The organism is Pseudomonas sp. BS3767 (genome assembly GCF_900099665.1).
In the GTDB taxonomy this organism is placed as follows: Bacteria; Pseudomonadota; Gammaproteobacteria; order Pseudomonadales; family Pseudomonadaceae; genus Aquipseudomonas; species Aquipseudomonas cerasi.
In genome coordinates, this window is the sequence record NZ_FNCX01000001.1 from 1093485 (window position 1) to 1108665 (window position 15181).

The 15181-nt window shown below is 58.3% G+C and carries 13 protein-coding genes; 10 read left to right on the forward strand and 3 right to left on the reverse strand.

Annotation, left to right across the window (positions count from 1 at the left end; all coding sequences use genetic code 11):
- Positions 1 to 94: 94 nt before the first annotated feature.
- Complete coding sequence (gene clpA / locus BLR16_RS04255) at positions 95 to 2368, reverse strand: ATP-dependent Clp protease ATP-binding subunit ClpA (RefSeq protein WP_003371759.1); 2274 nt, start codon at positions 2366 to 2368, stop codon at positions 95 to 97.
- 30 nt (positions 2369 to 2398) lie between these two features.
- Positions 2399 to 2761: an ATP-dependent Clp protease adapter ClpS gene (gene clpS / locus BLR16_RS04260; protein WP_003405085.1), complete on the reverse strand. Its 363-nt coding sequence runs from the start codon at positions 2759 to 2761 to the stop codon at positions 2399 to 2401.
- Positions 2762 to 2979: 218 nt separating this feature from the next.
- Between clpS and BLR16_RS04265 the strand changes: the two genes are divergently transcribed.
- Positions 2980 to 3264 (forward strand): cold shock domain-containing protein, encoded by a 285-nt coding sequence (locus tag BLR16_RS04265; RefSeq protein ID WP_032609879.1) that lies wholly within the window; start codon positions 2980 to 2982, stop codon positions 3262 to 3264.
- A gap of 617 nt (positions 3265 to 3881) precedes the next feature.
- Positions 3882 to 6104 carry an NADP-dependent isocitrate dehydrogenase gene (locus BLR16_RS04270; protein ID WP_044308824.1) on the forward strand — a complete coding sequence of 741 codons (2223 nt, stop codon included), beginning with the start codon at positions 3882 to 3884 and terminating at the stop codon, positions 6102 to 6104.
- A gap of 152 nt (positions 6105 to 6256) precedes the next feature.
- Here the strand turns inward: BLR16_RS04270 and BLR16_RS04275 are convergent, their stop codons facing one another.
- Positions 6257 to 7138: an alpha/beta fold hydrolase gene (locus tag BLR16_RS04275; RefSeq protein ID WP_074805962.1), complete on the reverse strand. Its 882-nt coding sequence runs from the start codon at positions 7136 to 7138 to the stop codon at positions 6257 to 6259.
- Between the two features lie 303 nt (positions 7139 to 7441).
- Between BLR16_RS04275 and BLR16_RS04280 the strand changes: the two genes are divergently transcribed.
- The 8 genes from BLR16_RS04280 (at position 7442) to BLR16_RS04315 (ending at position 14720) form a co-directional block, all read left to right on the forward strand.
- Positions 7442 to 8347, forward strand: coding sequence for a LysR family transcriptional regulator (locus BLR16_RS04280; protein ID WP_024663379.1), 906 nt, complete (start codon positions 7442 to 7444; stop codon positions 8345 to 8347).
- A gap of 42 nt (positions 8348 to 8389) precedes the next feature.
- Positions 8390 to 8836, forward strand: coding sequence for an NUDIX hydrolase (locus tag BLR16_RS04285; protein WP_003350322.1), 447 nt, complete (start codon positions 8390 to 8392; stop codon positions 8834 to 8836).
- A 60-nt stretch (positions 8837 to 8896) separates the two neighbouring features.
- Positions 8897 to 10027 carry a tRNA 2-thiouridine(34) synthase MnmA gene (gene mnmA, locus BLR16_RS04290; RefSeq protein ID WP_011168961.1) on the forward strand — a complete coding sequence of 377 codons (1131 nt, stop codon included), beginning with the start codon at positions 8897 to 8899 and terminating at the stop codon, positions 10025 to 10027.
- Entirely contained in the window at positions 10027 to 10647 is a 621-nt protein-coding gene (hflD, locus tag BLR16_RS04295) for a high frequency lysogenization protein HflD (RefSeq protein WP_003405097.1), read from the forward strand. The genes mnmA and hflD overlap by 1 nt, the downstream gene beginning before the upstream one ends.
- A gap of 131 nt (positions 10648 to 10778) precedes the next feature.
- The gene (purB, locus tag BLR16_RS04300) at positions 10779 to 12149 is read left to right on the forward strand and encodes an adenylosuccinate lyase (RefSeq protein WP_003371741.1); all 1371 of its coding nucleotides are present in this window, start codon (positions 10779 to 10781) and stop codon (positions 12147 to 12149) included.
- A 60-nt stretch (positions 12150 to 12209) separates the two neighbouring features.
- Positions 12210 to 13376, forward strand: coding sequence for a ribosomal protein uL16 3-hydroxylase (locus BLR16_RS04305; protein ID WP_065349569.1), 1167 nt, complete (start codon positions 12210 to 12212; stop codon positions 13374 to 13376).
- Positions 13369 to 13791: a GNAT family N-acetyltransferase gene (locus BLR16_RS04310; RefSeq protein WP_003371737.1), complete on the forward strand. Its 423-nt coding sequence runs from the start codon at positions 13369 to 13371 to the stop codon at positions 13789 to 13791. Before BLR16_RS04305 ends, BLR16_RS04310 begins: the two co-directional genes overlap by 8 nt.
- 185 nt (positions 13792 to 13976) lie before the next feature.
- The gene (locus BLR16_RS04315; protein WP_003436018.1) at positions 13977 to 14720 is read left to right on the forward strand and encodes a secretin N-terminal domain-containing protein; all 744 of its coding nucleotides are present in this window, start codon (positions 13977 to 13979) and stop codon (positions 14718 to 14720) included.
- Positions 14721 to 15181 lie beyond the last annotated feature (461 nt).

Sequence of the window (15181 nt, forward strand, 5' to 3'; positions counted from 1 at the left end):
GCATAAGCCGGGCGTTTTTGTATGCCTGTTTTTTACAATCGATGTCCTCGACCTGCCCCGCATCCGTCAATGATGCGGGGCGAGGCGTCGGCTATCAGGCCATTTCTGCCGTGGTTTCGAAATCGAAGGTGATCTCGCCATCCTTGATATCGATGTGAACCACGCCGCCATGCTCTGACAGTTCGCCGAACAGGATCTCTTCGGCGAGAGGCCGTTTGATCTTGTCCTGAATCAGGCGAGCCATCGGTCTGGCACCCATTGCCGCATCGTAACCACCCTGCGCCAGCCAGCTTCTCGCCGCCTCGGACACTTCGAGCAGTACGCGCTTGTCTTCCAGCTGGGCCTGGAGCTCGGTGAGGAACTTGTCGACCACGCTCTTGATGACTTCGTGGCTGAGGCGACCGAACTGAATGATGGTATCCAGACGGTTGCGGAACTCTGGCGTGAAGCTCTTCTTGATCACTTCCATCGCATCGGACGAGTGGTCCTGATGCGTGAAACCGATCGAAGCGCGCGCAGCAGACTCAGCCCCGGCGTTGGTGGTCATGATCACGATCACATTGCGGAAGTCCGCCTTGCGCCCGTTGTTGTCGGTCAGCGTACCGTGGTCCATCACCTGCAGAAGCAGATTGAAGACTTCCGGGTGAGCCTTTTCGATTTCATCGAGCAACAGCACACAATGTGGCTGGCGGGTAATGGCCTCGGTCAGCAGACCGCCCTGGTCGAAACCGACGTAACCCGGAGGCGCACCGATCAGACGGGAAACGGTATGCCGCTCCATGTACTCGGACATGTCGAAACGGATCAACTCGACGCCCAGTGCCTTGGCCAACTGACGCGCCGCCTCGGTCTTTCCGACGCCCGTAGGGCCGGCGAACAGGAAAGAACCGACCGGCTTGTCAGGCGACTTGAGGCCTGCACGGGACAGCTTGATCGCAGTCGACAACGAATCGATGGCCGCATCCTGCCCGAAGACGGTGAGCTTGAGATCACGCTCCAGGTTACGCAGCAGTTCCTTGTCGGAGCTGTTGACGTGTTTTGGCGGAATGCGCGCGATCTTGGCGACAATGTCTTCGACCTGAGGCACATCGATGCGCTTGACGCGCTGCTCGACAGGCTGCAGACGCTGATAGGCACCCGCCTCATCGATCACGTCAATGGCCTTGTCAGGCATATGACGATCATTGATGTAGCGCGAGGCGAGCTCGGCGGCGGCGCGCAGGGCTTCGTCGCTGTATTCGATGCTGTGATGCTGCTCGAAACGGCTTTTCAGGCCGCGCAGGATGCCGATGGTGTCCTCGACCGAAGGCTCGGACACATCGACTTTCTGGAAGCGACGCGCCAAGGCACGATCCTTCTCGAAAATCCCGCGAAATTCCTGAAAGGTCGTCGAACCGATGCAACGGATCTCGCCGGAAGACAGCAGCGGCTTGAGCAGGTTGGAAGCATCCATTACCCCGCCGGACGCTGCGCCAGCACCGATGATCGTATGGATCTCGTCAATGAACAGGATCGCCTGAGGACGCTTGCGCAGTTCATTGAGCAACGCCTTGAAGCGCTTCTCGAAATCGCCGCGGTATTTCGTCCCGGCCAGCAACGCGCCAAGATCGAGCGAGTAGACGACGCTGTTGGCAAGCAGGTCAGGCACCTGATTGTCGACGATGCGCTTGGCCAGACCTTCGGCGATGGCCGTTTTACCGACACCCGCTTCACCGACCAGCAAAGGATTGTTCTTGCGGCGACGAGCCAGAATCTGTGCCACCCGCTCGACTTCGCTTTCGCGGCCGACCAGTGGATCGATGCGCCCCTGACGCGCCAACTCGTTCAGATTGCTGGCATAGGCATCCAGAGGATTGCCTGAGGAAGATGCTTCACCGCCCTCGTCATCCTGCATATCCTGTTCACCTTCAGAAGAGTGTTCGCCATGCCCTGGAACCTTGGAGATACCGTGGGCGATATAGTTGACGACATCAATCCGGGCCACGCTCTGCTGCTTGAGCAGAAATACGGCCTGGCTTTCCTGCTCACTGAAAATCGCAACCAGCACGTTGGCACCGGTCACTTCGCGCTTGCCGGAGCTCTGCACGTGGAAGACTGCCCGTTGCAGCACGCGCTGAAACCCGAGCGTCGGTTGTGTCTCGCGGTCCTCGTCATGAACGGGGATCAGCGGAGTGGTGGAGTCGATGAACTCCTGCAGATCATGCTTGAGTTTATCGAGGTTTGCGCCGCAGGCACGCAGTACAGTGGCTGCAGCCTCATTGTCCAATAGAGCCAGCAGGAGATGCTCGACCGTCATGAACTCATGACGCTTCGAACGTGCCTCCTTGAAGGCAAGATTGAGGGTGACTTCGAGCTCACGGTTTAACATAGCTTCACCTCATACCCAAGTGGTCGGCGTTTAACCGTCCTTCTCGATCTCACAGAGTAGCGGATGCTGGCTCTCCCTGGCGTATTGATTGACCTGCATTGCCTTGGTCTCGGCGATGTCGCGGGTAAACAATCCGCAGACTGCCCGTCCCTCTGTATGGACGGCCAGCATGACTTTGGTAGCCAGCTCACGATTCAGGTTAAAAAACACCTCGAGCACTTCTACGACGAAATCCATCGGGGTGTAGTCATCGTTGAATAAAACCACCTTGTACATCGGTGGCGCCTGCAGGGTCGGCTTGGCGTCCTGCACCGCAATGCCCGCCGAGTCGTCCTCGTGCGACTGCGGATCATCCTGATTGAATGTTAGTCGAATCTTGCTGAATGCATGCATGGAAAGAAATGTTCGTTTGAGGGCGGATTGAGCAATTTAGTCGCAGTCTGGACGGTTTTTAAATGGGCTGCCACATGACCTTGACTATCAGCTAAACGGTGTTACAACCAATAGAGCCCACATTGGGTAAAAAGGGTCCGCACAGTCAACCAAAATTTTTTGGGTGGGTAGCGGATTGAAGTGGATGATACTCCTGACGGAGTCCTTTGCAGAGGGAGATGGTGATGATTGAAGGAAAAGTCAAGTGGTTCAACAATGCAAAAGGGTTTGGGTTCATAAACGCTGAAGGCAAGAGTGACGAGGACCTGTTCGTTCATTTCTCGGCTATCGAAATGGAAGGTTACAAAACCCTCAAGGCTGGCCAGAAAGTCAGATTTGAAGTCGCCCACGGCCCTAAAGGGCTGCAGGCAATAAAAATCAACAGCTCGGAAGAGAAAAAGCTGGATCCGGCAAAGGACACGCAGCCGCTGCTTCAGCAGGACCACGCTCACGCGGACGCCTGATGCTCGTGTTGAAAAAGTCAGTTGATGTATAACGGCAGCCATCAGAGCAGCCGAACTGCCAGAAGCACGCAATGAGCTTTGCCGGACACATAAAGAGACAGCTATGTTGGTCTGCTTTATACCCGTCGCGCTCCACAGGGTATCGAATTAGCGGTTGTTGCACCGCGGATGCCCAGACTCCAGGACGTTCATATGGCCTGCGCAGCCCAGCCCGTACAATGGAAGTTCGCCCCTCTCCCATCGAATTCGCCCTACCTTCAGGCCTGCTGGGGCCGATGCGCCAGCCACTCCGAGTGCCTGTCTGGCAAACCGCACGTTCGACCAACGGCGGATATTCATTTTTCGATAGCTCGCATAGCATTAATGCTTGGTGCCAATGGTTTGATATACTCGCGCCGTGACCGCAGAGTCATCAAGGCCGACCCGTCCGAATTCTGACCCTCGGCCTTCCTTATGCGTCGGGCTGCTACCTGACCCGACAGCTTGACGCTCGACTGATGCACCCAACATCACCGCGAATAAACCTCGACCTGGCTCATGGCCGAACCGTGGGCAAGCGCGCTTAGAATGCGCGTATCGAGATTTTGTGCATGCTCAGCAAAAGAGAGTTAATACGAATGTCCAACCGCTCGAAGATCATCTACACCTTCACCGACGAAGCTCCGGCCCTCGCCACCTACTCCCTGCTGCCTATTATCGAAGCGTTCACAGCGACCTCCGATATCGACGTGGAAACACGCGACATTTCTCTGGCGGGCCGTGTTCTTTCCAGCTTCCCGGAATTGCTTGCCGACAAAAAAGTGCCGGATCATCTCGCCGAGCTGGGCAAACTGGCTACCACGCCAGAAGCCAATATCATCAAGCTGCCTAACATCAGCGCCTCGGTCCCGCAATTGAAGGCGACCATCAAGGAGCTTCAGAATCAGGGCTACAACATCCCTGACTACCCTGAAAATCCTGCCACTGACGCGGAAAAAGAAACCCGCGCACGCTACGACAAGACCAAGGGCAGCGCCGTGAACCCGGTTCTGCGCGAAGGCAACTCCGATCGCCGCGCCCCGCTGTCGGTCAAGAACTACGCGCGCAAGCACCCGCACAAGATGGGCGCCTGGTCAGCTGACTCCAAGGCTCACGTTGCACACATGAGCAACGGCGACTTCTACGGCAGCGAAAAAGCCGCCGAGATCGCGGCCGACAATACCGTCAAGATCGAACTCGTCGCTCAGGACGGCACCACCACCGTCCTGAAGGAAAAAACCGCCGTCAAGGCTGGCGAAGTCGTCGACTGCTCGGTCATGAGCGCCAAGGCCCTGCGCAGCTTCATTGCTGCCGAAATCGAAGACGCCCGCAAGCAGGGCGTGCTGTTTTCGGTGCACTTGAAAGCGACCATGATGAAGATCTCCGACCCGATCATGTTCGGCCAGATCGTCGACGAGTTCTACAAGGATGCGCTGACCAAGCACGCTGATACGCTCAAGCAGATCGGCTTCAGCCTGAACAACGGCATCGGCGACCTGTACGAGCGCATCACTAGCCTGCCCGCTGACAAGCAGGCAGAAATCAAGGCTGATATCGAAGCGGTCTACGCCGTTCGCCCACAGCTGGCGATGGTCAATTCCGACAAGGGCATCACCAACCTGCACGTGCCAAGCGACGTCATCGTCGACGCCTCAATGCCGGCAATGATTCGTGACTCCGGCAAGATGTGGGGCACAGACGGTCAGTTGCACGATGCCAAGGCCGTGATTCCGGATCGCTGCTACGCCACCATCTATCAGGCAGTCATCGAAGACTGCAAGAAAAATGGCGCATTCGACCCGACCACCATGGGCAGCGTACCGAACGTCGGCCTGATGGCTCAGAAGGCCGAAGAGTATGGCTCCCACGACAAGACGTTCCACATTCAGACCAACGGCGTTGTTCGTGTAACTGACAGCCAGGGCAACCTGCTGATGGAACAGAAGGTCGAAGCGGGCGATATCTGGCGCATGTGCCAGGCCAAGGACGCGCCGATTCAGGACTGGGTGAAACTGGCCGTCAATCGTGCCCGCGCCAGCAATACCCCGGCTATCTTCTGGCTGGATTCGTCCCGCGCCCATGACAGCGTGATGATCGAAAAAGTGCGCAAGTACCTGGGCGACCACGACACATCGGGCCTGGATATCCAGATCCTGTCACCTGTCGACGCGATGAAGCTGACCCTGGAACGCACTCGCGCAGGCAAGGACACCATTTCGGTCACCGGTAACGTACTGCGCGACTACCTGACCGACCTGTTCCCGATCATGGAACTGGGCACCAGCGCGAAGATGCTGTCGATCGTTCCGCTGATGAACGGCGGCGGCCTGTTCGAAACCGGCGCAGGTGGTTCGGCTCCGAAGCACGTGCAACAGTTCGTCGAGGAAAACTTCCTGCGCTGGGATTCGCTGGGTGAATTCCTGGCTCTGGCAGCGTCCCTCGAGCATCTGGGCCATGCCTACAACAATCCGAAAGCACTGGTTCTGTCCAAGACCCTCGACCAGGCCACTGGCGAGTTCCTGGACCGTAACAAGTCGCCTTCGCGCAAGGTCGGCGGTATCGATAACCGCGGCAGCCACTTCTACCTGACCCTGTTCTGGGCTCAGGCACTGGCGGCTCAGAACGACGATGCAGACCTCAAGGCGCAGTTCGCACCTCTGGCGAAAACCCTGACCGACAACGAAGAAAAAATCGTTGCCGAGCTGAACGCGGTTCAGGGCAAGCCGGTAGACATTGGCGGCTACTACTTCCCTAACCCGGAAGTCACCAGCAAGGCCATGCGCCCGAGCGCCACGCTCAACGCGGCTATCGCCGCGCTGTAAGAGGCAATCCGAGGCGGTGCATAAAAATGCACCGCCTCGCAAAAAAATCCCCGGCCTGTTGCCGGGGATTTTTTTTACCCATGAAAAATTTCAGTTACAGGTGTGATCTCGCAAGCCTGGGAGATCCCTGCTCAAGAACATGATTACCCACTTCAGCTTTTCAGCGCGCGCGAAAGAAAGTCGCGAATGTATTCAGCGACCTCCGGCGCGTGCGTTTCCAATGCAAAGTGGCCTGCATCCAGCAGATGCACTTCAGCCGCCGGAACGTCTTTGCGAAAAGCATGCGCGCCCGGAGGTATGAACGCAGGATCGTGCTTGCCCCAGACCGCCAGCAAGGGTGGCTGATATTTGCGCAGGTACTCCTGAAACGAGGGATAAGCCGCTACGTTACTGCGGTAGTCGAGAATCAGATCAAGCTGGATCTCTTCTGCGCCCGGCCGCGCCATATACAGAATGTCGAGGTTGCAGCCATCGGGAGAAAGCTTTTCAGGATCGGCTCCCGTACCGTATTGCCAGTCCCGGATGACTTGCGGTGAGAGCGAGGCGCGACAGGCTTCGCGATTGGCTGCCGAAGGCTCGCGCCAATAGGCTTGCCACGGGCCCCATTGATCGCTGAATCCCTCCAGGTAGGCATTGCCGTTCTGACTGATGATTGCGGTGACCTTCTCCGGGTTCGCCGCTGCGAGCCGCAAACCTGTCGGTGCGCCATAGTCGAATATGTATAACGCATACTTCTTCAGGCCCAGCGCCTCGGTGAAGCCCTCGATTACCTTGTAAAGGTTTTCGAATGTGTAATCGAACTGCCCGCGCGGTGGTGCTTTGGTATTACCGAATCCGGGCAGATCGGGAGCGATCAGGCGGTACTGACTCGCCAACAATGGCATCAGGTCACGAAACATGTGACTGGCACTCGGGAAACCATGAAGCAACAGCAGCACAGGGGCGTCCTTGGCTCCGATTTCGCGATAGAACACATTGACGTCCCCTACCTGCTGAGTGTGAAACGTCACGCGGAAGGCATCATCAATGTTCATTGCACTTTCCCTGGATAGAGGTTTATTGCTTGCAGAAGCGGCGCTCACCAACGACGCCCCGAGAGCAGAAGCAGCGCCTAACGCTGACGCCTGTAAAACCTTGCGCCGACTGACACCGGATGCGGCATTTTCAGCGTCGACTGAACCGGAATTTTTCATAGCAGAGTCTGACCGGGCTGGATGAATGAGTCGCCATCCTAGTCATTGCAACTGGACTGCAGAATTACCGAAAAAATCAATTCACCCTTTCAATTTCTGAAATGCTGATACGATTTCGCATCTTTCGTGGCAAGCAGGCTGCCTATGGACCGTATTCAGGAAATGACGCTTTTTGCCGGACTTGCCGAGCAAACCAGTTTTGCCGGGGTAGCCCGCCACTTTGGCCTGTCGACCGCCACGGTAACCCGGGCTGTCGCGAGTCTGGAGAGCCGCCTGGGCATCCTGCTGGTGGTGCGCACCACTCGCAACATGCGGCTCACCGAGGCGGGCCAGCGCTTCGCCGCTGATTGCCGCCGACTGCTTGCCGACCTTGATGAGGCTGAAAGCGCGGCAGGCGGCTTGCATGCAGTGCCAGGCGGCCTGCTGACGATCACCGCACCCCAGATGTTCGGCGCGCTGCATGTCGTGCCCGTAATGACGAGCTTTCTCGAGCGTTTTCCGGCTGTGGACATCCGTGCCATTCTGGTCGACCGAGTAGTGTCCATGCTCGATGAGGGCGTCGACGTGGCCGTCAGGATCGGTGCCCTGCCCGATTCGTCTCTGACCGCAATCCCGACAGGTAGCGTGCGGCGCATGGTTTGCGCATCCCCGGCCTATCTCGAAAAGCATGGAGTTCCGCAGCATCCCGACGATTTGCGACAGCATTCGACGGTTTCAACCACCACCGCCGAACGCCCGCCTCAATGGCTTTTCCGGATCGATGACAATAATTATTCGGTCGATGTCGCCTCGAGACTCAGCCTGACGTCTTATCAGGCGGCGATCAGCGCGGCATTACAAGGATGGGGGCTGACCCAGGTGCCGTACTATCAGATACGCGATCACCTGCAGGAAGGCAGGCTCAAGTGTGTTCTGGAGACGTTCGAAATAACGCCGGAACCGGTTCACGTCGTTTACCTGGAGGGCCGTCGTCGCTCATCCAAAGTGCGAGCCTTTGTGGACTTCTGCGTCAGCGCCCTGAGGCATGACCTGCAGTTCGAGCACCAATAAGCTGTTACGGCTGACCCAATCCCCTGCAAAGAGACCATTACCATGACCTGGCAAGCCCACGTTACCGTCGCCACCATCGTCGAAGATCAAGGCCGCTTTCTTTTCGTTGAGGAAATCAAAGGCGGACGCGCCGTACTCAACCAACCCGCCGGACACCTGGACCCGAACGAAAGCCTGCAACGTGCCGCCGTGCGTGAAACCCTGGAAGAAACCGGCTGGGACGTCGAATTGACCAGCGTGGTGGGCATCTACCTGTACACCGCGCCGAGCAATGGCGTGACCTACCAGCGAATCTGCTTTGCCGCCAAGGGCCTGCGCCACCACCCGGAGTATCAACTCGATGAAGGCATCGTCGGCGCAGTCTGGCTGACTCGCGATGAACTAGTGGCCCAACAGGAGCGCTGGCGCAGCGAGCTGGTATTGCGTTGTCTGGACGACTACCTCGATGGCGAACATTTCAGTCTCGACCTGCTGCGCGACAAGGCGTGAGACTCGACGCCCTCAGCCTGATAGAATCGCGTCCTTTTACAGGTCAGCCGTTGAACCCCCATGCGTGATCCAGCCCCCTCGAACTCAGAAATGAAGCGCGTCATAGTCGGCATGTCCGGCGGCGTGGACTCTTCCGTTTCCGCCGTACTGCTCATGGAGCAGGGTTATCAGGTGGAAGGCTTGTTCATGAAGAACTGGGAAGAAGACGACGGAACGGAATACTGCACCGCCCGCGAAGACCTGGCGGACGCCCAGGCCGTGTGCGACAAGATCGGCATCAAGCTGCACACGGCCAACTTCGCGGCCGAGTACTGGGACAACGTCTTCGAGCACTTCCTTGAAGAGTACAAGGCCGGGCGCACCCCAAACCCGGACATCCTGTGTAACCGCGAAATCAAGTTCAAGGCGTTTCTCGACTACGCACTGATGCTGGGCGCTGACCTTATCGCTACAGGCCATTACGTGCGCCGCCGTGATATCGATGGACGTACCGAGCTGCTCAAGGGCCTGGACCCGAACAAGGACCAGAGCTACTTCCTGCACGCCGTTGGCGGCGAGCAGATCGCCCGGACGCTGTTCCCGGTTGGCGAACTGGAAAAACCGGAAGTCCGGGCCATTGCCGAAAAACACGGCCTGGCCACTGCCAAGAAGAAGGATTCCACCGGAATCTGCTTCATTGGCGAGCGCCGCTTCACTGATTTTCTGCGCCAGTACCTGCCCGCCCAGCCCGGCGAAATCAAGACCACCGAGGGTGAAGTCATCGGTCGTCACAGCGGCCTGATGTACCACACCATCGGCCAGCGCCAGGGCCTGGGCATCGGCGGCCTCAAGGACGCCAGTGATGATCCGTGGTACGTGCTGGTCAAGGACCTGGACAACAATGAACTGATTGTCGGTCAGGGCAATGATCACCCCTGGCTGTTTTCCCGTGCGCTGGTTTCTTCGGAAATCTATTGGGTCAACCCGATCGACCTGAGCAGCCCGCGCAAGCTCACCGCGAAGGTCCGTTATCGTCAAGGCGACCAGCCGTGCACGCTGGAAAAGACCGCTGACGGTTACCGCGCCACATTCGATGACCCGCAGCGCGCCGTCACCCCCGGCCAGTCCGTGGTGTTCTACGACGGCGAAATCTGTCTGGGCGGCGGCGTGATCGAAATTGCCGAACCCTGGACCAGCAAGGACAAGCGTTGATGAGCCCGACTCAGGAACAACTGATCGCTCTGGGCGGTGTATTCCAGGCCGCCGTGCTGGTCGACCGGATCGCCAAGACCGGTCAGATCAGCGAAGCAGCCCTGAGCTGCATGCTCGGCAGCCTGCTGGTGGTCGACCCCAAGGATACGCTGGACGTTTACGGCGGCGACGATCTCAACCTGCACGAAGGCTATCGCGCCATGGCCAGCGCCCTGGAACGTGACCCGGCAACCTTGCAACGCGAACCGTTGCGCTACGCCCTGTCGATGCTCGGCCTCGAGCGCCAGCTGGCCAAGCGCGACGACCTGCTTGAAGTGATCGGCAAACGCATTCCGGTGATTCAGTCCCAGGTCGAGCATTTTGGCATCGCCCATGAGAACGTGATTGCCGCGACCGGCGCGCTGTACCAGGACACCCTGAGTACCTTGCGCCAGCGCATTCAGGTACAAGGCGACATGCGTAACCTGCAGCAGCCGAACAACGCCTCGAAGATTCGCGGCATTCTGCTGGCCGGTATTCGCTCTGCCCGCCTGTGGCGGCAAGTTGGCGGTCATCGCTGGCAACTGGTGTTCAGCCGCCGCAAGTTGTTGAAAGAACTCTACCCATTGCTGCACGGCTGACCCGCCGCGCGCCAATGACCTTCACCACCCCAGGCACGACGCTGTCTACGCTGGTCGGCGGGCTCCGGTCCGACTGACTTTTCATGTATGATATGCGCCCTTTTCGTCGCCCGACTGTCCGAGAGCATCCCATGCAGCTTTCTTCGCTCACTGCGGTTTCCCCTGTTGATGGCCGCTACGCCGGCAAAACCCAGGCCTTGCGCCCTATTTTCAGCGAATACGGCCTGATCCGTTTCCGCGTGATGGTTGAAGTTCGCTGGCTCCAGCGTCTTGCGGCTCACCCGCAAATCACCGAAGTCCCGGCCTTCTCCGCGCAAGCCAATGCCATCCTGGATGCCCTGGCTGAAGACTTCTCCGTGGAACATGCCGAGCGCGTCAAGGAAATCGAGCGCACCACCAATCATGATGTGAAGGCTGTGGAGTATCTGCTCAAGGAGCAGGCTGCCAAATTGCCAGAGCTGGAAAAGGTCAGCGAGTTCATCCACTTCGCCTGCACCAGTGAAGACATCAACAACCTGTCTCACGCACTGATGCTGCGCGAGGGTCGCGACACCGTAGTGCTGCCACTGATGCGCCAGATCGCCGACGCCATCCGCGAGCTGGCGATTCGCTTTGCAGACGTGCCGATGCTGTCCCGCACCCACGGCCAGCCCGCCTCCCCGACCACACTGGGCAAGGAGTTGGCAAACGTCGTTTACCGCCTCGAGCGCCAGATCAGTCAGATCGCAGCAGTCCCGTTGCTCGGCAAAATCAACGGCGCAGTCGGCAACTACAATGCCCACCTCTCTGCCTATGCAGACATCGACTGGGAAGCCAATGCGCGGGCCTTCATCGAAGACGAGCTGGGCCTGGGTTTCAACCCCTACACCACGCAGATCGAACCGCACGACTACATTGCCGAGCTGTTCGACGCCATTGCCCGCTTCAACACCATCCTGATCGACTTCGACCGCGACATCTGGGGCTATATCTCGCTGGGCTATTTCAAGCAGCGCACCATTGCTGGCGAAATCGGCTCCTCGACCATGCCGCACAAGGTCAACCCGATCGACTTCGAAAACTCCGAAGGCAACCTGGGCATCGCCAACGCACTGTTCCAGCATCTGGCGAGCAAGCTGCCTGTGTCCCGCTGGCAGCGAGACCTGACCGACTCCACCGTACTGCGCAACCTGGGCGTCGGCTTTGCCCATAGCGTCATTGCCTACGAAGCCAGCCTCAAGGGCATCAGCAAGCTGGAGCTGAACGAGCAGCGCATTGCGGCCGATCTGGACGCTTGCTGGGAAGTTCTGGCAGAGCCGATTCAAACCGTCATGCGTCGTTACAACATCGAAAACCCGTACGAAAAACTGAAAGAGCTGACACGCGGCAAGGGCATCGGCCCTGAAGCGCTGCAGACTTTCATCGATGGCCTGGACATGCCTGCCGAAGCCAAGGCCGAGCTCAAGAAGCTCACGCCTGCCAATTACATCGGTAACGCAGCCGCTCAGGCCAAGCGCATCTGACACGCAAAAAAATTGCACACGCCCGGCTGTGCCGGGCGTTTTCATTTCAAGGGCTTACACATGAATCCTGATATTCCTCTACAACTTCTGGGCGGCATCACTGCTCGCGTTTTCCTACGTGACTACTGGCAGAAAAAACCGCTGCTGATCCGCCAGGCTCTGCCGGACTTTCAAAGCCCGATCGACGCGGACGAGCTTGCCGGCCTCGCCCTGGAAGAAGAAGTGGAGTCGCGCCTGGTCATCGAAAACGGCGAGCGCCCGTGGGAGCTGCGTCGTGGCCCGTTCGCTGAAGACGAATTCAGCAAACTGCCCGAGCGCGACTGGACGCTGCTGGTCCAGGCCGTGGACCAATTCGTTCCGGAAGTCAGCGAGCTGCTGGAAAACTTCCGCTTTCTGCCCAGCTGGCGGATTGACGATGTGATGATCAGCTACGCAGCCCCTGGCGGCAGCGTCGGTCCGCACTTCGACAACTATGATGTGTTCCTGCTTCAGGGGCATGGCAAACGCCACTGGCAGATCGGCCAGATGTGCGATGCGGAAAGCCCGCTGCTGCAGCATGCCGACCTGCGCATCCTTGCCGAATTCGAGAAGACCGAAGAGTGGACGCTGGAACCGGGCGACATGCTTTATCTACCGCCGCGCCTGGCGCACTGCGGCGTCGCCGTCGACGACTGCCTGACCTACTCGGTCGGTTTCCGTGCACCAAGCGCCGCCGAAGTCCTGACTCACTTCACTGACTTCCTCAGCCAGTTCATACCGGACGAAGAGCGCTACACCGATGCTGACGCCCAGCCGGTCAGCGATCCTCATCAGATCCAGCATGAAGCGCTTGATCGCCTGAAAACGCTGCTGGCCGAGCACATGAGTGACGAACGCCTGCTGCTGACCTGGTTCGGCCAGTTCATGACCGAACCGCGCTACCCGGAACTGGTGACCGGCCCAGAGCTCGACGAACAGGACCTGCTCGACAGCCTTGAGCAGGGGGCGGTGCTGATTCGTAACCCGAGCGCACGGCTGGCGTGGTCTGAAGTCGATGACGATCTGCTACTGTTTGCCAGTGGCCAGAGCCGCCTGCTGCCGGGCAGCCTGCGTGACCTGCTCAAACTGATCTGTGCCGCCGATGCATTGCACAGCGAAAACCTTGGCCAATGGTTGGCCGATGACGAGGGGCGCAATTTGCTTTGCGAACTCGTAAAACAAGGAAGCCTGGGATTTGCCGATGAATAAAGTCACTGTAACTGTCGCCCAATGGCAGAAGAACAACGCCGATATCCGGCGCATACGCGATTCGGTATTCATTGCCGAACAATCGGTGCCTCCGGAACTGGAGTGGGATGCCGAAGACGCAGGTGCCGTGCATTTTCTTGCGTACGAGGGTGAATATGCGGTGGGCACTGCCCGACTGCTGCCCGATGGCGAGATCGGTCGCCTGTCAGTCCTGAGAGACTGGCGTGGCCTGAAGGTCGGCGAGGCTCTGTTGGGTGCAGTGATCCATGAAGCCGAACAGCGTGGGCTCAAGCCGCTCAAGCTGAGCGCTCAGGTGCAGGCCGTCGAGTTTTATCAGCGCTTCGGCTTTTCGGTTATCAGCGACGAGTTTCTCGAAGCCGGCCTGCCACACGTTGATATGCTCCGCGAAGCGTGATCAACGCAGTTATGTAGGCGCTTGCAGCGGCACTACATGATGATCGCCCTGCTCTTTTTCGCTCGCCCCCTCAAGGTCGAACCGAAAAGCCGCAGGGCATTTTTATGCCTGACCATTCAGCTTGATTGCCTGCAGCCGACACAGTGGCACAATCATGCTTTACGCGCTTACCGCGGAGAATGAACATGTCAGTACGCAACTTGCTCAATGCAGCGCTCACCTCGATGCTGATCGTCTTCAGCGCTCAGGTCTTCGCGGCGACCGAAGTCGTCCCGCTCAACTACCGCACCAGTGCCGATCTGTTGCCGGTCGCCAAATCCTTTCTGGGTGACGAAGGCACCGTCAGCGCCTACGGCAATCAACTGATCGTGAATGCAGAGTCACGCAAGATCGAAGAACTTCGCGCCTTGATCTCGCAGCTCGATACGGCACCGAAACGCTTGCTGATCAGCGTCGACACCAGCGACAGCGCGACCCGCAGCAGCAGTGGCTCGCGGGTTATTCAGTACGGTACCGCCAGCCGTGAAGGCGGCGTGCAACAAGTGCAGACCAGCGAGGGCACCCCTGCACTCATACAGGTTGGCCAGAGTGTGCCGCTGACCTCCTCATCCACGGACGCCTACGGATATTCCCGAAGCGACACCGAGTACCGCAATGTAACCCAAGGTTTTTACGTCACGGCCAGCGTAACCGGCGACACGGTTCACCTGAGTATCAGCACCAATCATGACCGCATGAGCCAGGAGCGACCCGACGCTATCAAGGTTCAGAGTACTGACAGCCAGGTCAGCGGACGGCTGGGAGAATGGATCACACTGGCGAGCAACAGCAATGAATCCGTCGCGGATCAAAGTGGCCTGGCGCAACGCTATTCCACACAGGGTCGTGACGATATGATTTTGCGTGTAAAGGTCGAAACCCTCGAATAGCCTGCATGGGCTGAAAACCCAATACTTACGGGCCTTTTGATGACTGCCCGGTCTACTTTTCACAAATATGTAGTGATTTAAAAAAAGCACTACAAAACGTTTGACGCCCCCTAAAGTGCGAGGCATGATTGCCTCGCTCCCGCTAATCAGAGGCTTTGCAAAAAGCCTTCGAGTCGCCGCTCTCACACACCCGCAGAGCCGATTCGTGTCCGCATCGCCCACAAGGCAGTTTGACGAGGTTGCGACTGGAACGAGGTTGTCCCGAGGGACGGAAGCGTAAACGGTAACCCGGCAAGGCCGACGGTGATGCACAACGCCACTGCAGGCCCGACTGTCCACCTGACAGCCTCATGTCCGGACGCCCGCTCTCCCCTCGAGCACCTCGTTCGCCCGTCGCGCCACTCATAACATGCGGCTTCAGGCAAAACCCCGGATCAGCGAGCAGCCATCTACCGTGCCTT

Bases quoted from the DNA above. Each gene is read 5' to 3' on its own strand.
- BLR16_RS04305 (WP_065349569.1), top strand. From the start codon at position 12,210: ATGAATCCTGATATTCCTCTACAACTTCTGGGCGGCATCACTGCTCGC.
- BLR16_RS04280 (WP_024663379.1), top strand. From the start codon at position 7,442: ATGGACCGTATTCAGGAAATGACGCTTTTTGCCGGACTTGCCGAGCAA.
- clpS (WP_003405085.1), bottom strand. From the start codon at position 2,761: ATGCATGCATTCAGCAAGATTCGACTAACATTCAATCAGGATGATCCG.
- purB (WP_003371741.1), top strand. From the start codon at position 10,779: ATGCAGCTTTCTTCGCTCACTGCGGTTTCCCCTGTTGATGGCCGCTAC.
- BLR16_RS04265 (WP_032609879.1), top strand. From the start codon at position 2,980: ATGGTGATGATTGAAGGAAAAGTCAAGTGGTTCAACAATGCAAAAGGG.
- BLR16_RS04285 (WP_003350322.1), top strand. From the start codon at position 8,390: ATGACCTGGCAAGCCCACGTTACCGTCGCCACCATCGTCGAAGATCAA.
- BLR16_RS04310 (WP_003371737.1), top strand. From the start codon at position 13,369: ATGAATAAAGTCACTGTAACTGTCGCCCAATGGCAGAAGAACAACGCC.
- BLR16_RS04270 (WP_044308824.1), top strand. From the start codon at position 3,882: ATGTCCAACCGCTCGAAGATCATCTACACCTTCACCGACGAAGCTCCG.
- BLR16_RS04275 (WP_074805962.1), bottom strand. From the start codon at position 7,138: ATGAACATTGATGATGCCTTCCGCGTGACGTTTCACACTCAGCAGGTA.
- BLR16_RS04315 (WP_003436018.1), top strand. From the start codon at position 13,977: ATGTCAGTACGCAACTTGCTCAATGCAGCGCTCACCTCGATGCTGATC.
- clpA (WP_003371759.1), bottom strand. From the start codon at position 2,368: ATGTTAAACCGTGAGCTCGAAGTCACCCTCAATCTTGCCTTCAAGGAG.
- mnmA (WP_011168961.1), top strand. From the start codon at position 8,897: ATGCGTGATCCAGCCCCCTCGAACTCAGAAATGAAGCGCGTCATAGTC.
- hflD (WP_003405097.1), top strand. From the start codon at position 10,027: ATGAGCCCGACTCAGGAACAACTGATCGCTCTGGGCGGTGTATTCCAG.